Source organism: Rhodobacter maris (assembly GCF_900217815.1).
GTDB lineage: Bacteria > Pseudomonadota > Alphaproteobacteria > Rhodobacterales > Rhodobacteraceae > Rhodobacter > Rhodobacter maris.
Window position 1 is genome coordinate 63,800 of the sequence record NZ_OBMT01000012.1, and the last position, 25,312, is coordinate 89,111.

Here is a 25,312-nt window from a genome sequence, read left to right on the forward strand (position 1 = left end):
GAAAACGCGCCCCCGGAGGGGCGCGCGTTGCGAGTCGCTGTGATCGGTGCTCAGCGGTCGAGCGAGGCCAGCATCCGGTCATAGCCGCCCGCCCAGAGGAAGGCCGCCTCCTCATCCGAGGAATAGCGCCCCACCAGCTCATTGCGCCAGGGGAAACGGCCGAAGCGCGCGATCACCGCATGATGCGCCTTGGCATGCAGCAGATGCTCGTCGGGCATCCGCTCCTCGGCCAGTCGCACGCCCTTTTCCTGATCGGCGATATTTTCCGAATGCATGAAGGGCACATAGAAGAACTGCCGCAGCGGATCCTCGATCTCCATATCGAAGCCATTCCCGATCGCCATCTCGGCCACCTTGCGCGCCTGCGCATCCGTGGCAAAAGCCTGACGCGAGCCGCGGAACATGTTGCGCGGCAATTGATCGAGCAAGATCACCAGTGCGAGTGCCCCCACCGGTGTCTCGGACCAGTCATCGCAGGCTCCCGCCTGGGCGCGCTGCCAGAGCGCCGAATAGCGGCGGAGAATCTCTTCATCAAGTTCGGGCGTAGCATTATACCAGCGTTCCGGGCCGACGATGTCGTGCCAGAACGCGATCAGCTCCTTGATCGGCTCCATTCAGGACCCCCATATCGGTTGAGCAGTAAACCAAGCCTGACCGAGCAGGCGAGAAGCGCAAGCCTGACCAGACGTCGGCGAGGTTCTGCGACGCAGAAATTTTGCGGTTCGCCCAAATAACAGGCAAACGCCTCAACCCTGGGGTGATTTTTGCGTATTTTCCGGGCTTTGCTCGGCCGGGTTTTCCGCTGCATCTGCGGTTTTGGCAGCTTCCGGAGAGACAGGAGCCGCACTGGCCTCACTGCCCGCATCAAGCACCGCCTCAACAGCGAGCGCCGTCGCGCCGGGCGAGACCACTGCGAATGCGGCCGGGTGGGCCCCTTGCCGGTCGGGCGCGCGCAGAATCCGCCAGAGCGCGTAAAGTACGATCCCGGTCATCAGCAGCCCGACATAGAGGAAGAAGCCGCCCGGGCCGAGCGTCTCCATCAGCCAGCCGGTGACCGGCGGACCGGTGATGGCGCCCACGCCATTGACGAAAAGAAGCCCGCCCGAGGCGGCGGCCATATCGGTGCTGTCGAGATAATCGTTCGTGTAGGCGAGCAGGAGCGCATAGAGCGGGTTCGCCACCCCGCCGATCACCGCGCTCAGAAACAGCAGCACCCAGAGCCCCGGCGCGAGGACATAGGCGGCCAGCATCGCCGCCGCCCCCACCGCGGCGACCCAGAGGATCAGCCGCCGCCGGTCCATCCGGTCAGAGAGCCAACCGATCGGAAATTGCGCGACAAGCCCGCCAAAATAGATCGCCGCAACAAACAGCGAGATCTGGCTGACCGAGAGCCCGACCTGCGTGCCCCAGACCGAGACCATCGAGAAAAGCGCGGCGAAGGTGCCACCCATCAGGAAGATGCCCACCACACCGAGCGGCGAGATCGCAAAGAGCTTGCGCAGGCTCAAGCGGCGCACCTCGGCAAAGGCGGGCGCGGGCCCGGCGGAAAGCAGGATCGGCGTGAAGGCGAGCGAGACGAGCACCGAGGGGATCACAAAGAGCAGATAGCCCGCCGGATCGGCCACGTTCATCAGCGCCTGCCCCGAGATGATGCCGATCATCTGCACGATCATATAGGCCGAGAGCGCGCGGCCGCGCAGATCGTTGCGGGTCGAGGCGTTGAGCCAGCTTTCCGCGGTGATATAGACGCCCGAGAAGCAGAACCCGATCAGCACCCGCATCAACGCCCAGGCCAGCCAGTTCGGCCAGGCGGCATAGAGGATCAGTACTGCCGAAATGAGCGAGCCCAGCGCCGCGAACACCCGCACATGGCCGACGCGGCGGATCATGATCGGCGTCATCTGCGAACCGAACAGGAAGCCCGCAAAATAGGCCGCCATCACCACCGACATCTGATAGGTGCCGATCCCCTCGATGGCGCCGCGGATGCCCAGAAGCGTGCCCTGCATGCCGTTGCCGACCATCAGGAGCATGATCCCCAGAAGCAGCGGCCAGGTGGTGCGCAAAACGGTCAGCATCGGTGAGTCACTCGCTTCATCAAGGTCATGCAGGCGGAGCACAAAGAATAGGCTGTGCCGCGGGTGGCGTCACCCCCCGAAGCGACAGGGCGCCCTCACGGCTCCGGGAACAGCAGCGAGGCATCGCCATAAGAAAAGAAGCGATACCCCCTTGCCACCGCATGGGCATAGATTTCCCGGATCCGTTCCTGCCCCATCAACGCCGAAACGAGCATCAGCAGCGTCGATTTCGGCAGATGGAAATTGGTCATCAGCGCATCGGTGACGCGGAAGCGGTAGCCCGGATAGATGAAGATATCGGTGGTGCCGCGGAAGGGAGCAACCCGCCCATCTTCCCCGGCCGCGCTCTCGATCAGCCGCAGCGCCGTGGTGCCAACGGGAATCACCCGCCCGCCCGCGGCCTTGGTCGCATTGATCTCGGCGGCGGCCTGTTCGGAGACCTCGCCCCATTCCGCATGCATCCGGTGCGTGGTGACATCCGCAACCTTCACCGGCAAAAACGTGCCCGCGCCCACATGAAGCGTCACCTCGGTGAACTGGACGCCGTTTTCGCGCAAGGTCTCAAGCAGTTCCGGGGTGAAATGCAGGCTCGCCGTGGGCGCCGCCACGGCCCCCGCATGGCGCGCGAAGACGGTCTGATAATCGCTCTTGTCGGCCTCGTCGGGGGCGCGCAACGCGGCGATATAGGGCGGCAGCGGCATCGCCCCCGCCTCCGCCAGCGCGGCATCGAAATCCGCGCCCGTCACGTTGAAGGCGATCCGCATCTGCCCCTCGGCAATCGCCATCACCCGCGCCGAAAGCGCCCCGGAAAAAACGATCTCCTCGCCCTCCCTGAGCTTGCGCAGAGGCTTGGCGAGCGCGCTCCACTCCCCCCCTGCCGCAGGCTCCAGAAGCGTCACCTCGACCTTCGCCACCACCTCGCCTCGCGCCGAGGCGCGGCTCCGGCGCCCCGAGAGCCGTGCCGGGATCACTTTCGTATTGTTCAGCACCAGCCGGTCGCCGGGCCGAAACAGCGCGGGCAGATCCGCCACCGTCAGATCGCGGAGGTCGCCCCCCTTCGCCACAAGAAGCTTTGCCGAACTGCGCGGGCGTGCAGGGCGGGTTGCGATCAGCCCCTCGGGCAGATCGAAGTCGAAATCATCGAGCGTCATCATCATTCGGTCACAAGCTGCGGCGGCGGGCGGCGGAAAATCTCCCGAAACGCGCCGGGCGTGAAGATCGAGAGCGGGTTGATCGAGATCTGCGGTCTATCCGCTGTGCCGTCGATGCGGTAGGTGAAACCGAAGAGCCCTTCCCCCTTGCGCGCGAAAATCTGCCCGATCGCGTTGACGAGATAGAAGGGCGTGACCACCCCCTCCATCTTCAGCGCCTTGGTTTCGGGGTAATAGGCGCCGGTCATCGTCACCCCCATCGAGGCGCCGATCGCCTCGCCCGTCTCCACCGAGACCCCCTGCGGCGTGATGCGGAAGGTGCTTGAAACATCGGAAAAGAGGATGCCGTCGCCGTTCAGCTGTTCCAGCAGCCCGATCACCGAGGCGGCCGAGAGCATCGAGGCCAGCACCGGCGCATCGCGCACCTTGAGATTGGTGATCTTTGCCGAGCCCGAATAGCTTTTCGCCTCAAGCGGCAAGAGCGCGAGATCGAGCTTGCCGCCGCGGGCCTTCGCAAAGATCCCGGCCGCCGCAAGCACCGCGCCACCATCATCGGCCAAGATCCGCACCGCCACCCGCCCCTTGTGCGGCACCACCTGCCCCGAAAGCGCCGGCCCGCCGTTCAGCGTCGCGTCAAAATCGCCCGTAAGCCCGCCCCGATTGGCAAACCGCCCTGCAAGGCCGGTGAGCACGATCCCGTCGGTCACCGTCACCTGATCGAACCGTGCCGAGATCGCGCCGCCATCCGAACCGTTGCGCCCCTGGCCAAGATCCGGCAGCGCGCGCAGGTCGAGCTTGCCTGAGCGCACCGCAATATCGGGCGGGCGGTTCACTCCCCGCCCGGTCAGCTCGACCGCGCCGGAGAACCAGCGCCCGAGCGTAAGCGTGTCAAACCGCGCGGCCTTGAACCCCGAGGCGCTCAACTCGATCCGGCCGGCAGCGCTCAGCCCCGGCGCCTCCGCGGTCAGCTTCTCGACCGTGGCAACCGGCCCGAGCGTGCCCGCGAGCGTCAGAAGAGCTTTCGTTGCCGCCGCCTTCGACCAGCCGACCTCCGGAATAGAAAGTGTCAACCCCTTGAGATCGGTTCGGAAATCGTAGCGCGTGGGCGCATCCTTGCGCAGATCGAGCGCCAGATGCCCCCAGCCCGCCCCCGCCACCGCGCCTTTCGGGAGGCCGATCTTCAGATGCTCGAGCCCGGCAGGGGTGACCTCGACAAAGCCATCGACCGTCGAATGTCCCCGCTCCTCGGGCCCGAAGCGTTGCGTCCAGCGGCCCTGAAACGGCACGATGTCGAACCGCCCCGCCCCTGCCACGGTCATCCCCGCACCATCGGCCCTCAGCCGCAGAACGGGGGCCGCGATCACATGGCCGGGCACGAGCTTTTCGGACTGCACATCCGTAAGCCGTGCCTCAACCTCGAACGCCACGTCCTCGGCGCGGATGTGCTTTTCGAGCAAGAATTTCAGCGTCGTATGCGCTTCTGCCCAGCCCCTGGCAATGTCGGGGCGCTGCCCCGCCTTGGAAAGAAAATGAAACGGCTCCTGATCGAGGAGCGAGAGCGCCGCAGGGATCGGCGAGCGGGTGACGAGCTTCACCTCGGCCCGCGCCGGGTTCTCGCGAATATCGGGCACGGTCATCACCGAATCCGCCACCTCGATCTCACCGCCCTCGGGGGCCACGAGCCGCCCTTCCTCGACCATCAGCGTATGGCGATTCTCGGTGATCCCGGCAAAGCCCCGGCCGGCGCGCACCGGTGGCAGCGTGCGCAGAACCTGCACATCGGCGCCCCGGAACTCGTAGCCAAGCTCAAGCCGCGGCTCGGCGCCGGGTCGGAGCCGCACCGCCGCGCGCACATTGCGCAACTGTCCCGTGGCGACATTCTCGAACAACCAGTCGCGGGTATGCGGCACCAGCGCCTTCGGCCAGAGCGCGAGCAGATCGGCCGAGGTGATCTCTCCCACCGCCGCATCAAACGCCACGGTCCAGCCCTCCGGCCCGGCCGAAACGTTGCCCCGTCCTTCCACCCGTCGCGTCCCCTCGACGAGCTGGACCTGACCGAGATCAACGCGGAACGGATCGAGCCGAAGCCGCAGGTCGAGCGCGCCCCGCGAGATCCGGGCGGGTGTCTCAAAAAGACCCTCCGGGTCGGATTGAATGTCGGAAAGCGCGACCTGAGCGAGCGCCTCGCGCGGCAGCCCGCTCTCGAAATCGCGCAGGAGCACCTGCCCGGAGGCGCCCAGCCGGAGCGCCCGGCTTTGCAGATCAAGCCGGTCGATATCGACGCGTCGCTCCAGCGGGTCGTAATGGAGCCGCAGATCGGCCCCCTCGAAATCAACCGGTTTTGCTCCCTCGACCGGGTGCAGCGCGCCCGCACCGATGCGCAGCGTCGCGTCAAGCCGCTCCATCTCGCCCGCTTCGGTGATGCCCGAATGAATCGTGCCAGAGATCGGCGCATCGAGCAGCCCGAGGATGGCCAGCGCCGGGCTTTGGACCGCCAGATCGGCGGCCGGAACCTCAGTGACCGCCGCGCCAAAGGCCGCGCGATGGCTCCGCTTGGAAGTTGAGGCGGTGAGCGCCACCTGCGCCGGCAGCCGATCACGCTCGCCCACATCGAAGCCGAGGCTGAGCGCAATCGTCTCGGCGTCCTGAGTGAGCCGCACCTGCCCGTCGCGCACCTCCCAGACCCGGTCGGTGCGCGCATCGACAAGGCGGATATGCAGATCCTCGGCGGTGATCTCGTCAACCGGGGCCAGTACCGGCGTGGCAAAGAAAGCCTCGATCGCATCGGTGAGCCGGTTCGGGTCGGTCAGGTCGAGCCCGGCAAGCGCAGCCCCGTCCTCAGCCTCGGGCAAGGCGAGGTCGAGCCGCCCGTCAGCACGGCGGAAGAGCGCCACCCGCGCGCCGCGCAGGCTCAGGTTTTGCGGCTCGATTCGCCCCGAGAGAAGCCCGGCCAGCCGGAACTGCGCGCGAATCTCGGGCAGCGCCGCGATCGGCAGGCCCGAAGGCTGGTCAAGCTGCACCAGGCTGAGGCGCACCTCGGGCACGAAACCCGGCTCGACCGCAAGCGCCGCGCCGCCGATATGCAGCCCGATCCGGCCGGAGAGGGCCCGATTGGCGCGCGTTTCCAGAAGGCTCACCACCCCTTGCGGCACTGCAACCGGCAGATGGCTGAGCGCCAGAAAGCCAACCAGCGCGCAGGGCAAGAGCAGCGCAACCGAGAGCACCATCCAGATCCCGAGCCGCCGACGCCAACGCCGCCGGACGGGCGGCGCCCCGGTGGCGTCCCTTTGCTCCTTGTCGATGCCCTGCAACACTCCGCTCGCTGCTGCCTGTTGGCGCCGCTTTGACGGCGCTTCATTCTGCCCTAGCTTAACCTTCGCATCTGCCATGGAGGAACGCAAATGATCGCTGTCGGCGAAAACGCGCCGGATTTCACCCTGCCGCTCACCGATCCGGGCACCGAGGCGGCCGAGCTCACGCTTTCGGCGCTGCGACCGGGCACGGTGGTGCTCTATTTCTATCCGAAGGACGACACCCCGGGCTGCACCACCGAAGCGCTAGATTTCACCCGCCTCGCGACCGAATTCACCGCAGCCGGAGCGACCGTCGTCGGGATCTCGAAAGACGGCCCCAAGGCGCATCAGAAATTCTGCCAAAAGCACGGGCTCGGCATCAAGCTCGTCTCCGACGAGACGGGGGCCACCTGCGAGGCCTATGGCACCTGGGTCGAAAAGAACATGTATGGCAAGATCTCGATGGGGATCCAGCGCGCCACCTTCCTGATTGACGGGGAAGGAAAGGTCGTGGGGGCCTGGCCGAAGGTCTCGGTCAAGGGCCATGCCGAGGCGGTGCTGGAGGCCGTACGGGCGCTCGGTTGAGCCCGCCCGCCTCCACAGATCTTCCGGGCGCGGCGCATCTCCTCGCGCCCGGTAAGGGATTTTCAACCATGAGGCGATATAAAAAGAGCACTCTCGCGCAAAAAGAGCGTGCTTCGGCAGGATCTTGCGCAGTTCCGCGCCGTCATCGGCAGATTAGCCCAATCGCCGGGCAAAACGGGTTGCAGCCCGGTTCTTCCCCTTGCTAAGCCTCACGCGGTCCCGGCAGCGCAAGGCGCGCCCGGGAGGAGGACAGGGCCGTACCCTCGCCGGCCCGCAACCGACAGGAAGATCGCCTTGCCCCGCCGTATCCTCGACCGCGTCAACACCGTGCTCGACCCCTGGCTGCCCGAACAGCGGCTGTTTCTGAAATCGGAAGACGCGACCCGCTTCGTGCGGATGCGCCCGCTCACCCAGGCGGTGACGCTGTTTCTGGCGGGGATGCTGTTTCTGTGGTCGGTCATCGCCACGTCGCTGCTCTTCATCGATGGCATCTCCTCGGGCGGCGCGCGCGAACAGGCGCAGATCGCCAAGGCCCAGTTCGAAAGCCGGCTCGACATTCTCGCCCGTCAACGCGACCAGCGCGCCACCGAAGCACTCGCCGCGCAGGACCGCTTCCAGATGGCGCTCGGACAGGTCTCGCAAATGCAATCGCAACTCCTGGCCTCCGAGGAGCGCCGCCGCGAGCTGGAAACCGGGATTGACGTGATCCAATCCACGCTCAAGCGCACCATGGCCGAACGCGACGAGGCGCGCGAAAAGCTGGCTGCCGCGCGCGGCACCGGCGCGGAAAGCTCGGAACGGCTCACCGCCCGCATCGGCGACATGGGCGGCACCGTCGATCTGCTCACCGTGGCGCTCGCGCGCACCGCGACCGAACGCGATCAGGCGAGCCGCGCCGCAACCGCCGCCCGCGAAGAGGCCGAACAGGCCGAGCTTGACCGGCGCCTCCTCGAAGAGCGCCACGACGAGATTTTCGACACGCTCGAGGGGGCGGTGCGGATCTCGATGGAGCCGCTCGACAGGATGTTCCGCAAGGCGGGCATGAACCCCGACGACATTCTCAGCCAGATCCGGCGCGGCTACTCCGGCACCGGCGGGCCGCTCCTGCCCGCGGCGATCTCCTCGAAAGGTTTTGCCGGGCCCGATGCCGATACCGCGCGCGCCGAAGGCATCTTGCAGCGGCTCGACGAAATGAACCTCTACCGGATCGCGGTCGACAAGCTGCCCTTTGCGATCCCGCTCCGAGGCGGCTATCGTTTCACCTCTCCTTTCGGCTATCGCTGGGGGCGGCTGCATGCCGGGGTGGACCTTGCCGGGCCGGTGGGAATGGATGTGCACGCCCCCGCCGATGGTGTGGTGGCAGAGGCGGGCTGGGAAAACGGTTACGGCAACGTCATCAAGTTGCGCCATGAATTCGGGGTTTCCACGGTCTATGGGCACCTCTCCAAAATCCGCGTGAGGGTCGGGCAAAAAGTGTCGCGCGGGGAGGTGATCGGTGATACTGGAAATACCGGACGGTCCACCGGACCGCATCTGCACTATGAAATCCGGGTGGGTGGCGCCCCCATCAACCCGATGACCTTCATCAAGGCGGCTCAGGATGTTTTCTAAAAGCAAGATCCACGAACCCGGCCCGAAAACGGCCCCCGATTCCGAGAAAAAGCCCGAAGCCGCGCCTGCGCCTTCGCGCCCGCTGGGCGATTTTGTCCCCGCTGCGGCGCCGCGCGCGAAACCGGCCGCCTCCGTGCTCTCCTCCGATCTCACGGTGATGGGCAATATCAAGACCACCGGCGACATTCAGGTCGAAGGTGTGGTCGAGGGCGACATCCGCGCGCATCTGCTGACCGTGGGCGAAAGTGCCACGATCAAGGGCGAGATCGTCGCCGATGACGTCGTGGTGCATGGGCGTGTGGTGGGTCGCGTGCGTGGGCTCAAGGTGCGCCTGACCTCCACCGCCAAGGTCGAGGGCGACATCATCCACAAGACGATCGCGATCGAATCGGGCGCGCATTTCGAGGGATCGGTGCAGCGTCAGGACGATCCGCTGCAGGGCGCGAATGCCCCCAAGCTGATGGCCCCCGAGCCCGCGGCGGCACCGAAAGCGCCGGCCGCGCCGCAACCGACCGCCGGCAAGTAAGGGCGCAGGGCGCGTATGCGAGGGCGGCTTCGGCCGCCCTTTTGCGTTTGGCCGGAATGCGGGCAGCCGCTCCCCGCTTCACCGCCCGCACCGAGGATTTCGACGATGCGGATTGGCGTCCCCTGTGGCATCCCTCGCGGTGCCCGCCCTGTGGCCAACCTGTTGCGAGAGCCCCCCGGATTGCAGCGGCCCACAGGGTGTTCGGGCGATGCCCCCCTGTGACGATGGTGTGAAAAGATTCGCGCCCCGGCCCCCTTTGCCCGCCGCCTTTCGCCTTGCCAGTCAGGCCCCGAGCCCCTAGAAGGACGGCTGAAAATTTTGCCAGATGCGTGCGGTTGCGTGCGCCTGAACCAGAGGAAACCCCATGCAGGTCACCCAGACCCTCAACGAAGGCCTCAAGCGCGGCTACAGCTTCACCCTGACCGGCGCCGAGCTGGAGGAGAAAGTCACCGCCAAGCTCACCGAGGCGCAGCCCGAAGTCGAGATCAAGGGCTTCCGCAAGGGCAAGGTGCCGATGGCGATCCTGCGCAAGCAATTCGGCGACCGCATCCTCGGCGATGTGCTCAACGAAAGCGTTGACGCCGGGCTGAAGGAAATCCTCTCCACCTCGAACGAGCGCCCCGCGATGGAGCCGAAAATCGAGATGGAAAACGGCCAGGACTGGAAACCCGGTTCGGACGCGACCTTCACCGTCACCTATGAAGCGCTCCCCGAGATCCCGGCGCTCGACCGCTCGACCCTCACCCTCGAACGCCTCGTCGTGAAAGCCGAGGAAGCCGCCGTGACCGAAGCGCTCGAAAACCTCGCCAAATCGGCGCAGAATTTTGAAGACCGCAAAAAAGGCACCAAGGCGAAAGACGGCGACCAGGTCGTGATCGACTTCGAGGGCTTCCTCGGAGACGAGCCCTTCGAGGGCGGCAAGGGCGAGGAATACCCGCTCGTGCTCGGCTCGGGCTCGTTCATCCCGGGCTTTGAAGAGCAGCTCGTCGGTGCCAAGGCCGGTGAAGACGTCGAAGTGAAAGTGTCCTTCCCCGAGCAATACGGCGCTGCGCATCTCGCCGGCAAGGAAGCCACCTTCAAATGCCACGTCCATGCGGTGAAGGCCCCGAAACCGGCCGAGATCGACGACGAGTTGGCGAAGAAATTCGGCGCCGAAGACCTCGCCGCCCTGAAGGCCCAAGTCGCCGAGCGTCTGGAGATGGAATATAAGGGCGCCGCCCGTGCCGTGCTCAAACGCGCACTGCTGGACGCGCTCGACGGCAAGATGAGCTTCGAGTTGCCGCCCTCGCTCGTCGAAGCGGAAGCCAACCAGATCGCGCACCAGCTCTGGCACGAGGAAAACCCCGACCACCACGGCCATGACCACGGCGAGATCACCGTGACCGACGAGCACAAGACACTGGCGGATCGCCGTGTGCGTCTGGGCCTCGTGCTGGCCGAGCTTGGCCGGGTGGAGAAGATCGAGGTCACCGATTCCGAGATGACGCAAGCGGTGATGAATGCGGCGCGGCAATATCCGGGTCAGGAGCGCGCCTTCTTTGAATTCGTCAAGAGCAACGCGCAGATGCAACAGCAACTCCGCGCGCCGATCTTCGAGGACAAGGTGATCGACTTCATCGTTGCGGGGGCTGCCGTGACCGACAAGGAAGTCACCAAGGAAGACCTGCAAAAGGCGATCGAAGCGCTCGACGAGCTCTGAGACACCCCGTCACCGGACAGTGACCAAAGGCCGCCCCGAGGGGCGGCCTTTTGCTTGGGTGCGCGCTCTGGCGCAAACACATTGACGCGCGTGTCTTTTGCCGATGCCGGTCTGGAAGTCTGGCAGACAGCCGCTCTGTGCATGACTTTTGCGCCTCGCGGCCTCCCCCCGGGCGGCAGGAGGGCCGCAGGCCGCACGACATCTTCGACCGGCCGCGCCCGCAGGCCCGCGCCTGCGCGGCCAAAGCCTATTGCATCATTTCCTTGGTGGCGCTGAGTTTCAGCCCCTCGTAATCGCGCACCACGCGGTCGATGTCCCATTGCAGGCGCGTGAGAAAGACGATGTCGCCATCGTGGTCATGGGCAATATGCTGCTTGTTCACATTGACCATCTTCTCGACCACATCCTTCGGCCCCTGCACCCAGCGCGCCGAAGTGAATTGCGAGGGCTCAAACCGCACCGGAATGCCGTATTCGATCTCGATCCGGCTCGCCAGCACGTCGAATTGCAGCGCGCCCACCACGCCGACGATGAAGCCCGACCCGATGGAGGGCTTGAACACTTTCGCCGCGCCTTCCTCGGCAAATTGCATCAGCGCCTTTTCGAGATGCTTGCCCTTCATCGGGTCGGTCGAGCGCACCGATTGCAGCAGTTCCGGCGCGAAGGACGGAATGCCGGTAAAGCGCAGCTTCTCCCCTTCCGTCAGCGCATCGCCGATGCGGAGTTGTCCGTGGTTCGGAATGCCGATGATGTCGCCCGCCCAGGCCTCCTCGGCCAGTTCGCGGTCGGCAGCAAGGAACAGAACCGGGTTCGTCACCGCCATCGGTTTGGCTGAGCGCACATGCAAGAGCTTCATGCCGCGTTCGAAATGGCCCGAGGCAAGCCGCACGAAAGCCACCCGGTCGCGGTGCTTGGGGTCCATGTTCGCCTGCACCTTGAAGACGAAGCCCGTCACCTTCTTTTCGTCGGCCGAGATCTGCCGCTCGGCGGCGCGCTGCGGTTGCGGCTCGGGGCCATATTCGCCCATGCCGTCCATCAACTCCTTCACGCCGAAGGAATTGATCGCCGAGCCGAACCAGATCGGAGTCATATGGCCCTCAAGGAAGGCCTGCCGGTCGAAAGCGGGCAAGAGCGCGCGCGCCATGTCGAGCTCTTCGCGCAGCTTCGCGAGCTGCTCGGCGGGGATGTGCTCGGCCAGCTTCGGGTCGTCGAGCCCGTCGATCTTGATGCTCTCCGCCACCCGGTTACGGTCGGCGCGGTCCATAAGCTCGAGCCGGTCGTGCAGGATGTCGTAGCAGCCGAGGAACTCGCGCCCCATGCCGATGGGCCAGCTTGCCGGCGCCACATCGATGGCGAGGTTTTCCTGAATCTCGTCGATGATCTCGAACGTGTCGCGGCTCTCGCGGTCCATCTTGTTGCAAAAGGTCAGGATCGGCAGATCGCGCAACCGGCAGACCTCGAAGAGTTTCCGGGTCTGGCTTTCCACCCCTTTCGCACCGTCGATCACCATGATCGCGGCATCGACAGCGGTGAGCGTGCGGTAAGTGTCTTCCGAGAAATCGGAGTGGCCGGGCGTGTCGACGAGGTTGAAGCGATAGGTCCGGAAATCGAAGCTCATCGCCGAGGCCGAAACGGAGATCCCGCGCTCCTGTTCGAGCTTCATGAAATCCGAGCGCGTGCGCCGCGCCTCGCCCTTCGCGCGCACCTGCCCCGCCATCTGGATCGCGCCACCGAAAAGCAGGAACTTCTCGGTCAGCGTGGTCTTGCCGGCGTCGGGGTGCGAGATGATCGCGAAGGTCCGGCGGCGGGCGATTTCGGGCGGGAGGACGGGTGCGTTGCTCATGGCGCGCCTTTAACGCAAGGGCGCGCGCGGAGCAATGGGGCGTCGCCGCGCGGCATCCCGGACACAGCTGAACGGACACGTTCACCCTGATTGATCCTGATCATGGAATTATTAATGGAATCGTTCCATACTCGAAGAATCTGGCCGGAAGCGCTTGGAGGAACGCGTCCGGCGAACGGGTGAGGGCCAAGCCCCCGCCCCGCAACAGGAGTGTGCCTATGGCAAGGAGTGCTGCCGCCGTCTCGCCGCCCGCCCCGCAAAGAGTTGCGCATCGGGCCGCGCAGAAAACTGTTCTGTGCCCCTACTGCGGCGTGCCGCTCTACACCGCCAAGGATCGTGCCGAGCATCTTGAGGGCCATCGGTGCTGCTGCGAGGGCAGCGGCTGGGATTGTGCCGACCTCACCGATCCACACGAACGCGACGCCTGCCGCCGCAAGGGCTGACACAGCGCGCCGGAACCGTTCGACCGCGCCGTGATCTGACACCCGATCTCTTGGGTGTGAGGTGTCGGCGCCAAAGGGCGGCGTCCTTCTCTTTCCTTCTCCGCGCTCCCCCCCTATCAAGGGCAAAAGGGAGGCGCCCATGAAGATCGCAAGCTTCAACATCAACGGCATCAAGGCCCGCGCCGAGGCGCTGCCCGCCTGGCTCAAGGCCGCCGAGCCCGATGTGGTCGCGTTGCAGGAGATCAAGTCGACCGACGAGGCCTTCCCGCACGAGATCTTCGAGGGGCTCGGCTATCAGATCGTCACGCATGGGCAGAAAAGCTTCAACGGGGTGGCGCTTCTGAGCCGCTATCCGCTCGAAGACGTGGTCTGTGGCCTGCCCGGCGACGAGACCGACGCCCAGGCGCGCTGGATCGAGGCTACCGTGGTGGGCCGCCGCGCGGTGCGGATCTGCGGGCTCTACCTGCCCAATGGCAACCCGGCACCCGGCCCGAAATACGATTACAAGCTTGCCTGGATGGCGCGCATGCGCGCGCGCGTCAGCGCGCTTTTGAAAACCGAGGAGCCGCTTGTTTTTGCAGGCGATTACAATGTGATCCCGCAAGATGAAGACGCCGCGAAGCCGGAGACTTGGGCGACAGATGCGCTGGCGCTGCCCGAAACCCGCGCCGCCTTCCGCAAGCTTCTCAATCTGGGCCTGACCGATGCCTTGCGCGACCGCGTGCCCGACCCCGGCCAGTATACGTTCTGGGACTATCAGGCCGGCGCCTGGCAGCGCAACAACGGCATCCGCATCGACCACCTCTTGCTCAGCCCCCAGGCAGCGGACCTGCTCACTGCGGTGGGCATCGACAAGGAGGTGCGCGCGGGCGAGAAACCCTCCGACCATGTGCCGATCTGGATCGAGCTCGACGCCTGACCTCTTGCCCGGAGCCGCGAAACGCGCTAGGCCGCCGGGCTTCGGCAGGAGGTCTTACATGAACACGCTGGCGATCGACTTCGGCACGTCGAATTCCGCGGTGGCGGTCCTGGAGGCGGGCACAGCGCGGCGTCTGAACATCGAGGGCGGCGCCGAGGTGCTGCCCACGGCAGTGTTCTTTCCCGCCGACCGCGGGCCGATGCGGATCGGCACCGCCGCCACCGAGGCGCTCATTGGCGGCGAGGAAGGGCGCTACATGCGGGCGCTCAAATCGGTGCTCGGCACACCTCTTTTTCATGAAAAACGCCTGATCGGCGGCAAGCGGCGCGGGCTTGCCGAAGTGGTCACCGCCTTTCTCGCCGCTCTGAAAGCCCGTGCCGAGGCCGAAACCGGGCGCAGCTTCTCCAATGTGCTTTCGGGCCGCCCGGTGCATTTTCACGCCGAAGCCGCACGCGATGCGCAGGCCGAGGCCGACCTGCGCGGCTGCTACCTCGCGGCAGGGTTCGAGCATATCCGTTTCTGTTTCGAACCCGAGGCGGCGGCATTGGCCTCCCCTGCCCTCCCGCCCGGCGCGCTCGGGCTGATCGTCGATATCGGCGGCGGCACCTCGGATTTCTCGCTCTTCCGCGAGACCGCTTCGGGCATCGAGATCATCGCGAGCCATGGGATCCGGCTCGGCGGCACCGATTTCGACCGCGCGATCTCGCTTGATCACGCGATGCCGCTCCTCGGCCACGGCGGCCAGCTCCGACGCGAATTCGGCCCGGAGCTCCTGCCGATGCCCGCCGAGATTTACGTCGATCTCGCGACCTGGGCGAAGATCCCCTTTCTTTACACACAGGAGACCCGCAACGCGGTGGCGCGGATGCGCAAGCTCGCGGTGGATGCCCGCGCGCTTGGCCGCCTCGCCGATGTGCTCGAACACGAGATCGGCCACGACCTCGCTTTCGCTGTCGAGCGCGGCAAGATCGAGGCGAATGCGGGCAAGCCCGGCGCGATGATCCGCATGGGCAAGATCGAACGCGGGCTCTATGCCGAGATCAGCGCCGGCTCGATGACGGCTTCGCTGGTCCGCGCGCGCAGCGACCTCGCGGAGGCGCTCAGCGAAACCTGTCGCATCGCCGCCGTCCCGCCGGGTCAGGTCGGTGTGGTGGTGCTGGTCGGCGGCTCGAGCCTGATGGGCCTGGTCGCCGAAGAGGCGCAAAAGCTCTGCCCGGGGGCCCGGCTTGAACGCGCCGAAGCCTTCACCGCAGTGATCGACGGGCTTGCCCGCGCCATCGAAGGCGCGGACTGAGCCCGCTCCGAGGTCAGATTTCCTTCGTCACGTCGTAGCCGTGCACCCAGTCGTAGCGGTTGAGCACCTGCCCCGGTGCGAAAACCGAGGCCGTGCGCAACGCGAAATGGCCCAGCGTGCGCTGGAACCCCGAGAGGTGGTAATTGCGCGCATTGCGATTGGCCGCCTCGACGATCGCCTTGCAGCGCCCCGCCCGCATCGACTGGTAAACGCCGAGCGCCACCCGGTCGTTCTCATATTTGGCAAGCGTCTGCGCCAGCACCCAGGCATCTTCAAGCGCCATCACCGCGCCCTGCGCGAGAAAGGGCAGCGTCGGATGCGCCGCATCGCCGAGGATCACCGCGCCGCGGCCCTGCCAGACGCGGGCGACCGGATGACGGAAGAGCCCCCAGAGCCAGGGCTCGCGCACCGCCTCGAGCCAGTCCTGCACCTGTGGGCAAAACTCCTCGAACGCAGCAAGCATAGTCAGCGGATCGTCGCGCAGGTTCCAGCTTTCCTCGACCCAGCGCCAGCGTTCCTCCACCGCCACGATATTGCGCAAGCCCCGCCCGAGCGGATAGCTGACAAGGTGCTTGCCCGCCCCAAGAAACACCTGCGCCACTTTCGGCTCGGCATCGTCGCAGGGCACAAGCGCGCGCCAGGCGACCTGATGCGTGAAAAACGGCCGCGCCTCGCCATTGAGCGCGCGGCGCACGCGCGAATGCAGCCCGTCGGCGCCAATCAGCAGGTCAGGTTCGATCGTCTCGCCCATCGCGGTGAGAAGCTTCGGCCGCCCCGCGCTCAGATCGACATCCTCGACCTTCTGCGACAGCCGGATCTCGACGCCCGCATCGCGCGCGCCCGCCGCCAGCAGCTCGATCAGCCGGGCGCGATGCACAAGCCGGTATTCCGCTCCGGGGCGCAGCTTCTCCAGATCAAGCCGGATCACCCGGCTGCCGGTTTCGCCATCGAGCATCTCGATCGCTTCGGTCGCGGGCCCGGCCGCCGCGAGCGCATCGCCAAGCCCCAGAGCACGCAGCACCTTTGCGCCATTGGGCGAGATCTGCAGCCCCGCCCCCACTTCGCGGATCTGATCCGCCTGTTCGAGAACTGTCACCTGGGCGCCATGCAGCGCCAGTGCCCGCGCCACGGCGAGCCCGGCGATCCCCGCCCCCAAGACTGTTACGCGTCGACCGATCAGCACCGCCCGCGTCCTTTCCATAAGCAAACACCGGCACCTTGGGGGCACCGGCAAAGCCTGATCTTCAGCGTGTCACGGATCGCGTCACAAACAGGCCTCACCCGGGCCCGTCGGCCGGCTTCAGTCGTCGCGATGCACCCGTTCCCGGCGTTCATGCCGCTCCCGCGCCTCAAGCGTCATCGTGGCGATCGGGCGGGCATCGAGACGTTTCAGAGAGATAGGTTCTCCGGTCATTTCGCAATAGCCATATTCGCCATTATCGATGCGACGCAGTGCCGCGTCGATCTTGGACACGAGCTTGCGCTGACGGTCGCGGGTGCGCAATTCCAGCGCGCGGTCGGTCTCCTCGGAGGCGCGATCCGCCAGATCGGGCACGTTGCGCGCCGATTCGGCCAAGCCTTCCAGCGTCTCCTGCGATTGCTCCAGAAGCTCCGTCTTCCAGGCGGAAAGCTTGCGGCGGAAATATTCGAGCTGCCGGTCATTCATGAAGGGTTCGTCTTCGGCCGGCCGGTAATCGTCGGGAAGGAATGTCTCGGCTTTCATCGCGTCACTCACTTTTGTGCCCTCGGTCGTGGGGGCGTCACCCCCCGGCGCCGCTTGCGCGCTCCCATAGCGCAAGCGAGACGCGATGTCACGCCCCGCGTTCGCGGTTGCGGCATGTTTCCTGCGTCAGCCTGCCCACGGCTTGCGGCGCTTTTGCGCCGCAGCTAGGCTCGAACGGCAGCAAAAGGGAGAATGCCGTGCAGTTCCGCTCGACCGAAAGCTATGTCGCGCCGCCCGATCTCGTGGTGGCGGTGAATGCCGCCGTGGCGCTCGAGCGGCCGCTGCTGGTGAAGGGCGAGCCCGGCACCGGCAAGACCGAACTCGCCCGGCAAGTGGCGCAGGCATTGGGGCTGCCGATGCTCGAATGGGCGATCAAATCGACCACCAAGGCGCAACAGGGGCTTTATGAATACGATGCCGTGAGCCGGTTGCGCGACAGCCAGCTCGGCGATGCGCGGGTGAATGAGGTGAAGAACTACATCCGCCGGGGCAAGCTCTGGCAGGCCTTCGAGGCGGAGGGCAAGGTGGTGCTGCTCATCGACGAGATCGACAAGGCCGATATCGAGTTTCCGAACGACCTGCTGCAGGAACTCGACAAGATGGAGTTCCATGTCTACGAGACCGGCGAGACGATCCGCGCGTGCCACCGCCCCGTGGTCATCATCACCTCGAACAACGAAAAGGAACTGCCCGACGCTTTCTTGCGGCGATGCTTTTTCCATTACATCCGCTTTCCCGATGCCGAGACCCTGCGCGCCATCGTCAAGGTGCATTTCCCCGCCATCAAGGAGGCGCTTCTCGCCGCGGCGCTGACGCGGTTCTACGAGATCCGCGACACGCAGGGCCTGAAGAAGAAACCCTCGACCTCGGAAGTGCTCGACTGGCTGAAACTGCTGCTGGCCGAGGATCTTGGGCCCGAGGATCTGAAGGCCGATCCGGCAAACCTGCTGCCGAAACTCCACGGTGCGCTTCTGAAGAACGAACAGGATGTGGCCCTGTTCGAACGGCTCGCCTTCATGGCCCGGCGCGAGCGTCGCTGAGGCGGCGTTTCGCCCGCTCGCGGACCCGGCACGCCGGAGGGGCGCCCTTCCCGGCCCGTGGCCCAAGATGCCGCAAAGCTGCGGCGCGCCGTCGCAGCCGGGCTTTGCCTTCGCGCCCGCCTGCCCTAGAACGGAGATCCAACAGGGAGAGCGCGATGTCGGACGATGCATGGGTGATCTTCACGCCTTCGGGCAAACGCGGACGGGTGGCCAAGGGCACGCCGGTGCTGGCGGCGGCGCGCGCGCTTGGCGTCGATCTCGATTCGGTCTGCGGCGGGCGCGGCATCTGCTCGAAATGCCAGGTCGCGCCGGGATACGGCGAATTTCCCAAGCACGGGCTGCACGTGGGGGCGGAGGCGCTCTCGCCCGTCAACGCGGTCGAGGAGCGGTATGACCGGATCCGCGGCCTGAAGCCCGGGCGGCGGCTCGGCTGCCAGGCCTGCATTCAGGGCGATGTGGTGATCGACGTGCCCGCCGAGAGCCAGGTGCACCGCCAGGTGATCCGCAAGAGCGCCTCGGAGCGGGTGATGGAGATGGATCCGGCCACGCGCCCGCTTTATGTCGACGTGGCCGAGCCCTCGATGCACGAGCCCTCCGGCGATTTCGAGCGGCTCTCAGCCGCTCTCCAAAGCCAATGGCAAGTCAAAGGCTTGCAGGCCGATCTTGCGGTGCTCGCCACGCTCCAGACCGCGCTTCGCAAGGGCGGCTGGAAGGTGACGGCCGCGGTGCAGGAGCCGGGCGACGGCACCGCGCCGCGGCTTTTGGCGCTTTATCCGGGCTACCGCGAGGCGCCGCTTTACGGGTTGGCGATCGACCTTGGCTCCACCACCATCGCGGGCCATCTGGTCGCGCTCGATGATGGAAGCGTGTGCGCCTCCTCCGGGCTGATGAACCCGCAGATCCGCTTTGGCGAGGATCTGATGAGCCGGGTTTCCTATGCGATGATGAACCCCGGCGGCGCGGCCGAGATGACGGCGGCGGTGCGCGCGGCGATGGCGGGCCTCGCCGCCACGCTCACTGAAGAGGCGGGGGTGGAGCCCGAGGCGGTGGTCGAGGCCGTCGTCGTCTGCAACCCGGTGATGCACCATCTGCTTTTGGGCCTCGACCCGGTCGAGCTGGGTCAGGCGCCCTTCGCGCTTGCGTGCGGCGCGAGCCTGAACCTTGCGGCTGCCGAGATCGGCCTTGCGCCGCTCGCGCCCGGGGCACGCGCCTATCTCCTGCCGCTGATCGCCGGCCATGTCGGCGCCGATTGCGCGGCGGTGGCCCTCTCCGAGGCGCCCGAGACGCGTGACGATCTCTCACTCATCGTCGATGTCGGCACCAATGCCGAGATCCTCCTGGGCAACCGGTCCCGCGTGCTGGCCTGTTCCTCCCCCACCGGTCCGGCCTTCGAGGGGGCGCAGATCTCCTCGGGCCAGCGCGCCGCCCCCGGCGCGATCGAGCGCATCGAGATCGACCCGGTCACGAAGGAACCGCGCTTCCGCATCATCGGCAACGCGCATTGGTCGGACGAGCCCGGTTTCGGCACGCCGACCATCACCGGCATCTGCGGCTCGGGCATCATCGAAGCGGTGGCGGAAATGCGCATCGCCGGCCTTCTCGACGCCTCCGGCCTGATCGGCTCGGCCGACCAGGTGGGCAGCGCGCGCTGCGTTCCGATGGGGCGCACGCAGGAATATGTGATCCATGACGCCGCGCCCGAAGGGCCGCGGGTCACGGTGACCCAGGGAGACATTCGCGCGATCCAGCTCGCGAAATCGGCGCTTTACGCGGGGGCGCGACTCTTGATGGACGAGATGGGCGTGGACAAGGTCGACCGTGTCGTGCTGGCGGGCGCTTTTGGCGCGCATATCAGCCCCAAACACGCGATGGTGCTCGGCATGATCCCCGACGTCCCGCTTGAGGCGGTGACCTCCGCCGGGAATGCCGCGGGCACCGGCGCGCGCATGGCGCTGTGCTCGCGCGCCGCGCGACGGTCGATCGAGGCGCAGGTGACGCGGATCGTGAAGATCGAGACCGCGATCGAACCGCGGTTTCAGGAACATTTCGTGGCAGCCAATGCGATCCCCCATGCGACCGCGCCCTTCCCGGAACTCGCAAAAATTGTCTCCCTGCCGGATGTGAGCTTCAACGCGGGCCCCACAGGCGAAGGGGGCGGGCGGCGGCGGCGGCGCGGTTGAAAGGCCTTTGACATCGCGGCTATCGGGCCGCCGACCGACGTTGTTGGGCAAATCGAAGATAGGGCGAAAGCTGCCCTTTGCCGCCACGTTTTAATTGGCGGCCCCGATTTCGGCCCAGCCAAGGGCCGAGGCGCGGCTCGTGATCGCGATGCGGATGTGTATCTCTGCGGTCTGGCGATCGGGATCCCGGGACATGATCCTATCGCCGAAGGATGTGAGGCGGTTCCTCTGCGCCTCGATCCGACTTCGGATGTGATAACCCGACCATCTCTTCCAGAGCCCTTGCCCAGATGGCGTCTCGCCCGAAGGGTCTCGTTGCGGCTGGAGCCCGGATTGCGGCCGCTGAGAACGGGCAAACCAAGAATATCGTTTTCGCCGCGGGCTGGTCGGGGGATCTCGCCCCGCGCACGCCGGCATTGATTGGCGAGAGCGCCGAGATCCCCGACGAAGCCGCTGGCACACATATCGACCCGCTGACGGCGACAACCGTTGCCAATGCCGGGCGTTACAAGGGATACGCGCTTCCGCGGTTGCGTGATTGGCGACGCAGTCTGCATCATGTTCAAAGCGTTAGCTGCAGATGCGCAGTTTCAGCAGATGATGATCGACCGCACCATCACCAAGCTGCACCGCCATGGGGCCTCCCCGGCGCGAAGCCCGGCAAAGCGCCGTTCAATCCTCGATGGCATCCTCAGCCGGGCCAAGCCGCGGGGCGCGGCCCTCGGGGGCGCGAGCGCTGAGAAAACCGCGGCGCTCGGTCGGTTCATCTTCCACCAGCTCGGCGCGGGCGCGGCGGGGAGCGGCATTTTCCAGCGGGCGGCGGAACACCATCACGTTGTGAAAGACCGTGGTCTTCGAAGTGAGGCCAGTACGCTCTTCGGCGGGCAGCGTCTCGGCGCGCCAATATTCCCAGCCCTCGGCCGCCATCTCGTTCATCATCAGCCCGAGCGCATGGGCAAAGCGCGCGGCACCCGTTTTCAGCCCGCGTTCCTTTTCGCCCCGCATCGGCGCGGGCACCACCTTGTATTCCCAGACCAGCATCACCGCCCCCATCGTCTTGCGCGGGCAGAAAACACCGCCCCGCGGGACGGGTCAAGGAACGAAGGGGTGAGGCCCCGTTTTCTCTCCCCGGGCTGTGTCCCTCACAATGCGCCTCTTGCACCCCCTCCTGCGATGCGCCACAAAACGGGGAGACGACAGTGAGGAAAACCGATGCTCGACCAGACCGCCAAGCCCACCGAGGAGATCGACCTGCGCGAGGTGTTCGGCCTCGAAAGCGACATGAAGGTGAAGGGGTTTGCCGAGCGCACCGAACGCGTGCCGGATCTCGACCCGACCTACAAGTTCGACCCGGATACGACGATGGCGATTCTGGCGGGCTTTGCCTACAATCGCCGCGTGATGATCCAGGGCTATCACGGCACCGGCAAATCCACCCATATCGAGCAGGTGGCGGCGCGGCTCAACTGGCCCTGCGTGCGGGTAAACCTCGACAGCCATGTGAGCCGGATCGATCTCATCGGCAAGGATGCGATCAAGCTCGTCGATGGCAAGCAGGTGACGGTGTTCCACGAGGGCATCCTGCCCTGGGCTTTGCGCAACCCGACCGCCATCGTGTTTGACGAATACGACGCGGGCCGGGCCGATGTGATGTTCGTGATCCAGCGCGTGCTGGAGGCCGACGGCAAGCTCACGCTGCTCGATCAGAACGAGGTGATCACGCCGAACCCCTGGTTTCGCCTGTTCGCCACGGCCAACACCGTGGGTCTGGGCGACACGACCGGGCTTTACCACGGCACGCAGCAGATCAATCAGGGCCAGATGGACCGCTGGAGCCTCGTCGCCACGCTGAACTATCTCAGCCACGATGCCGAGGCGGCGATCGTGCTCTCCAAGGTGCCGCATTACAACACCGAGGCCGGGCGCAAGAAGATCAACCAGATGGTGACGGTGGCCGATCTCACCCGCACCGCCTTCATGGCCGGCAACCTCTCGACCGTGATGAGCCCCCGCACCGTCATCGCCTGGGCGCAGAATGCCGATATCTTCCGCAACGTCGGCTATGCGTTCCGCCTGACCTTCCTGAACAAATGCGACGAGCTCGAACGCGCCACGGTGGCCGAGTTCTACCAGCGCCTCTTCGACGAGGAACTGCCCGAAAGTGCGGCGGTCATCGCCGGGCGTTAACCCCGGCGACCCTCGGCCTCAATGCAAACGGCGCGCCCCGAGGGACGCGCCGTTTCGTTTCGTGAGTGGTCGTATAAAACTTAACCGCGCGCGGCCTTGGTGGCGGCGCCCCACCAGGCGATATCGGCCAAAAGCGCTTTCGCCGAGCCTTCGATATGGCCGGCAATTTCCGACATTTCGCCATTGGCGCCGAGCGGAGAAATTGCCATGAAATCGCCGCCGCCAATGTGCACAGCATTGCGCACCGGCACCATTTGCAGCTCAACCGCAATGGCGCGCAGATGCTCGACCGCGCGCCCCGCGCCCAGCCCGCCGTAACCCACGGCACCCATCGGCTTTTTCGCCCATTCGACATAGGCCTGATCGAGCGCGTTTTTCAGCGCGCCGGTGATCGAGTGGTTATATTCGGCCGTCACGAAGATGTAGCCGTCGAATTCGGCCACTTTCTTTTGCCATTTCACCGCCTCGGGCGATTGCGAGGGGGCCCAGGCGTTCGAGGCGACCTCGTCGAAGAACGGCAGCTTGTAGTCGCGCAGATCGACGAGTTCGAAGCTGATTTCGGGATGTTGCGCTTTCGCAAAACCCAAAAACCACTGTGCGGGCTTGTCGGCCAGCCGGGTCGGGCGGGTCGAGGAGAGGATGATGGCGATTTTGAGTTCGTTGGACATGGAAACCTCCGCGGTCCGGAATTTGTGCCCTCAATATCGCGCACAAATGCCCCTTCGTCATACTGTTTTCTGCGCAACTGCGCACATGATCCGTGCCCCGTTGCCCCGACCGGACGCACCCTCTCCGCCGCCGCCATACAGGTGCTTTACGCCGCGCTCCGGCGGTGCTTTACATGAGCCATGACGAAGCCCAACGACAACCCCGCCGACCCGTTCAAGAAGGCCCTTGCCGAGGCCACGAAGACACTCGCCGAAACGCCTGAGATGACCGTGAGTTTCTCGGTCGATCCTTCCGGCGTATCGGGCGGGCAGATGCGGCTGCCGCAGGTGAGCCGGCGGATGACGCGCGACGAGGTGATGCTTGCGCGCGGCACGGGCGATGCGCTGGCTTTGCGCGAGCGCCACCATGATACCAAGGTGGCGGCACGCTACACCCCCACGGGCGAGATGGCGAAAAGCCTGTTCGACGCGATGGAGACCGCGCGTTGCGAAGCGCTTGGGGCGCGCGACATGCCGGGCACGCTCACCAATATCGACTTCAAGATCGGCCATGAGGCGGAGCGCAAGGGCTATGGCCAGATCCGCACGCAAGCCGAGGCGCCGCTCTCGGTGGCCGCGGGCTACCTTGTGCGCGAGATGGCAACGGGGCGCAAACTGCCCGCCGCCGCCGATCACGTGCTCGACCTCTGGCGCGGGTTTCTGGAAGACAGCGCCGGGCAAGACCTTGAAAACGTGAGCCATGTGCTCTCTGATCAGGCGGCCTTCGCGCGCATGGCGCGCAAGGTGATCGCCGATCTCGGCTATGCCGATCAACTGGGCGACGACCCGGATGAAGAGCAAGGCGACGACAGCGAGGCCGAAGAGGCCGAGAATGACCCCGACGCGTCGAACGAGGATCGTTCGGAGGAGGATCAGGTCGAGGAGGACAGCGAGGCGACCTCCGAGCGCGCGCAGGAAGAGCAGCAGGACCAGACCCAGACCACGGTGAGTCAGGACGATCTCTCCGATCAGGAGCTCGGCGAAGAGGTGGAGATGCCGCAGGCGGATGCGCCGCTGGAGCCGCCGCCCCCCCCGCCGCACAGCCAGGCCGACCCGAATTACACCGTCTTCACCACTGAATTCGACGAGGAGATCCGCGCCGAGGATCTGGCCGAGCCGGTGGAGCTCGAACGGCTGCGCGCCTATCTCGACACGCAGCTTGAGCCGCTCAAGGGCGCGGTGGCACGGCTTGCCAACAAGCTGCAGCGCCGTCTGCAGGCCCAGCAAAACCGGAGCTGGGAGTTTGACCGCGAGGAAGGCACGCTCGATGCGGGCCGGCTTGCCCGCGTGGTCGCAAACCCGACCACGCCGCTCTCCTTCAAGGTCGAGAAGGACACCCAATTCCGCGACACCTGCGTGACGCTGCTGCTTGACAACTCCGGCTCGATGCGCGGCCGGCCGATTTCCATCGCCGCGATCTGCGCCGATGTGCTGGCCCGCACGCTGGAGCGCTGCTCGGTCAAGGTCGAGATCCTCGGCTTCACCACCCGCGCCTGGAAAGGCGGGCAATCGCGCGAGCGCTGGCTTGCCGAGGGCCGCCCGCAGGCCCCGGGCCGCCTCAACGACCTGCGCCACATCATCTATAAAAGCGCCGATGCGCCCTGGCGCCGGGTGCGCTCGAACCTCGGGCTGATGATGAAAGAGGGCTTGCTCAAGGAAAACATCGACGGCGAGGCGCTCGAATGGGCCTACAAACGCGCCACCGCGCGCCCCGAGGCCCGCAAGATCCTGATGGTGATCTCGGATGGCGCCCCGGTCGATGATTCAACGCTTTCGGTCAACCCCGCGATCTACCTTGAAAAACACCTGCGCGACGTGATCGCCATGGTGGAGCGCAAGCGCGCGGTCGAACTCATCGCCATCGGCATCGGCCATGATGTGACGCGCTACTATAGCCGCGCCGTCACCATCACCGATGTGGAGCAGCTCGCGGGCGCGATGACCGAGCAGCTCGCCGCGCTCTTTGACAGCGATCCCCGCGCCCGCGCCCGCGTTCTGGGCATGAAGAAGGCCGTCTAACCCCTCCCGGAGGC

20 protein-coding genes and 1 pseudogene are annotated in these 25,312 nt (G+C 65.9%); 11 read left to right on the forward strand and 10 right to left on the reverse strand.

The window, feature by feature from the left end:
- Positions 1-50 precede the first annotated feature (50 nt).
- The 4 genes from CRO22_RS14330 to CRO22_RS14345 form a co-directional block, all read right to left on the reverse strand.
- On the reverse strand, positions 51-614 hold the full coding sequence (locus CRO22_RS14330) for a DUF924 family protein (RefSeq protein WP_097070851.1): 564 nt from the start codon (positions 612-614) through the stop codon (positions 51-53).
- A 132-nt stretch (positions 615-746) separates the two neighbouring features.
- Positions 747-2,078, reverse strand: a complete 1,332-nt coding sequence (locus tag CRO22_RS14335; RefSeq protein ID WP_097070852.1) for an MFS transporter — start codon at positions 2,076-2,078, stop codon at positions 747-749.
- 95 nt (positions 2,079-2,173) lie between these two features.
- Entirely contained in the window at positions 2,174-3,229 is a 1,056-nt protein-coding gene (queA, locus tag CRO22_RS14340; protein ID WP_097070878.1) for a tRNA preQ1(34) S-adenosylmethionine ribosyltransferase-isomerase QueA, read from the reverse strand.
- 2 nt (positions 3,230-3,231) lie between these two features.
- On the reverse strand, positions 3,232-6,540 hold the full coding sequence (locus CRO22_RS14345; protein WP_141399451.1) for a hypothetical protein: 3,309 nt from the start codon (positions 6,538-6,540) through the stop codon (positions 3,232-3,234).
- 90 nt (positions 6,541-6,630) lie between these two features.
- On the opposite strand from CRO22_RS14345, the gene CRO22_RS14350 reads away from it, so the two are divergent.
- The 4 genes from CRO22_RS14350 (at position 6,631) to tig (ending at position 10,943) form a co-directional block, all read left to right on the forward strand.
- Complete coding sequence (locus CRO22_RS14350; protein ID WP_097070854.1) at positions 6,631-7,107, forward strand: peroxiredoxin; 477 nt, start codon at positions 6,631-6,633, stop codon at positions 7,105-7,107.
- Between the two features lie 294 nt (positions 7,108-7,401).
- Complete coding sequence (locus tag CRO22_RS14355) at positions 7,402-8,718, forward strand: M23 family metallopeptidase (RefSeq protein WP_097070855.1); 1,317 nt, start codon at positions 7,402-7,404, stop codon at positions 8,716-8,718.
- Complete coding sequence (locus CRO22_RS14360; RefSeq protein ID WP_097070856.1) at positions 8,708-9,244, forward strand: bactofilin family protein; 537 nt, start codon at positions 8,708-8,710, stop codon at positions 9,242-9,244. Before CRO22_RS14355 ends, CRO22_RS14360 begins: the two co-directional genes overlap by 11 nt.
- Positions 9,245-9,608: 364 nt before the next feature.
- The gene (gene tig, locus CRO22_RS14365) at positions 9,609-10,943 is read left to right on the forward strand and encodes a trigger factor (RefSeq protein ID WP_097070857.1); all 1,335 of its coding nucleotides are present in this window, start codon (positions 9,609-9,611) and stop codon (positions 10,941-10,943) included.
- 247 nt (positions 10,944-11,190) lie between these two features.
- Here the strand turns inward: tig and CRO22_RS14370 are convergent, their stop codons facing one another.
- Positions 11,191-12,786 (reverse strand): peptide chain release factor 3, encoded by a 1,596-nt coding sequence (locus CRO22_RS14370; protein ID WP_097070858.1) that lies wholly within the window; start codon positions 12,784-12,786, stop codon positions 11,191-11,193.
- Positions 12,787-13,004: 218 nt separating this feature from the next.
- Between CRO22_RS14370 and CRO22_RS14375 the strand changes: the two genes are divergently transcribed.
- The 3 genes from CRO22_RS14375 (at position 13,005) to CRO22_RS14385 (ending at position 15,442) form a co-directional block, all read left to right on the forward strand.
- Positions 13,005-13,229: a hypothetical protein gene (locus CRO22_RS14375; RefSeq protein ID WP_097070859.1), complete on the forward strand. Its 225-nt coding sequence runs from the start codon at positions 13,005-13,007 to the stop codon at positions 13,227-13,229.
- Between the two features lie 139 nt (positions 13,230-13,368).
- Positions 13,369-14,148, forward strand: a complete 780-nt coding sequence (xth, locus tag CRO22_RS14380; protein ID WP_097070860.1) for an exodeoxyribonuclease III — start codon at positions 13,369-13,371, stop codon at positions 14,146-14,148.
- Positions 14,149-14,206: 58 nt separating this feature from the next.
- A complete protein-coding gene (locus CRO22_RS14385) occupies positions 14,207-15,442 on the forward strand; it encodes an Hsp70 family protein (RefSeq protein ID WP_097070861.1) in 1,236 nt (411 codons plus the stop codon).
- A 13-nt stretch (positions 15,443-15,455) separates the two neighbouring features.
- Here CRO22_RS14385 and CRO22_RS14390 read toward each other — a convergent pair whose 3' ends face one another.
- A complete protein-coding gene (locus tag CRO22_RS14390; RefSeq protein WP_097070862.1) occupies positions 15,456-16,643 on the reverse strand; it encodes an FAD-dependent oxidoreductase in 1,188 nt (395 codons plus the stop codon).
- A 99-nt stretch (positions 16,644-16,742) separates the two neighbouring features.
- The gene (gene dksA / locus CRO22_RS14395) at positions 16,743-17,165 is read right to left on the reverse strand and encodes an RNA polymerase-binding protein DksA (RefSeq protein WP_097070863.1); all 423 of its coding nucleotides are present in this window, start codon (positions 17,163-17,165) and stop codon (positions 16,743-16,745) included.
- A gap of 197 nt (positions 17,166-17,362) precedes the next feature.
- On the opposite strand from dksA, the gene CRO22_RS14400 reads away from it, so the two are divergent.
- Positions 17,363-18,205, forward strand: coding sequence for an AAA family ATPase (locus CRO22_RS14400; RefSeq protein WP_097070864.1), 843 nt, complete (start codon positions 17,363-17,365; stop codon positions 18,203-18,205).
- A 155-nt stretch (positions 18,206-18,360) separates the two neighbouring features.
- On the forward strand, positions 18,361-20,385 hold the full coding sequence (locus tag CRO22_RS14405) for an ASKHA domain-containing protein (RefSeq protein WP_097070865.1): 2,025 nt from the start codon (positions 18,361-18,363) through the stop codon (positions 20,383-20,385).
- A 90-nt stretch (positions 20,386-20,475) separates the two neighbouring features.
- Here CRO22_RS14405 and CRO22_RS14410 read toward each other — a convergent pair.
- Together CRO22_RS14410 and CRO22_RS14415 are read right to left on the reverse strand one after the other, a co-directional pair.
- Positions 20,476-20,708, reverse strand: a pseudogene (locus CRO22_RS14410) (IS5/IS1182 family transposase); the annotation flags it as partial.
- Between the two features lie 349 nt (positions 20,709-21,057).
- Positions 21,058-21,426, reverse strand: coding sequence for a DUF4177 domain-containing protein (locus tag CRO22_RS14415; RefSeq protein ID WP_097070879.1), 369 nt, complete (start codon positions 21,424-21,426; stop codon positions 21,058-21,060).
- Positions 21,427-21,597: 171 nt separating this feature from the next.
- On the opposite strand from CRO22_RS14415, the gene cobS reads away from it, so the two are divergent.
- Positions 21,598-22,572, forward strand: a complete 975-nt coding sequence (gene cobS / locus CRO22_RS14420) for a cobaltochelatase subunit CobS (RefSeq protein WP_097070866.1) — start codon at positions 21,598-21,600, stop codon at positions 22,570-22,572.
- Positions 22,573-22,652: 80 nt separating this feature from the next.
- Here the strand turns inward: cobS and CRO22_RS14425 are convergent, their stop codons facing one another.
- Positions 22,653-23,240, reverse strand: a complete 588-nt coding sequence (locus tag CRO22_RS14425) for an NADPH-dependent FMN reductase (protein WP_097070867.1) — start codon at positions 23,238-23,240, stop codon at positions 22,653-22,655.
- A gap of 180 nt (positions 23,241-23,420) precedes the next feature.
- Between CRO22_RS14425 and cobT the strand changes: the two genes are divergently transcribed.
- Complete coding sequence (cobT, locus tag CRO22_RS14430) at positions 23,421-25,298, forward strand: cobaltochelatase subunit CobT (RefSeq protein WP_097070868.1); 1,878 nt, start codon at positions 23,421-23,423, stop codon at positions 25,296-25,298.
- Positions 25,299-25,312 lie beyond the last annotated feature (14 nt).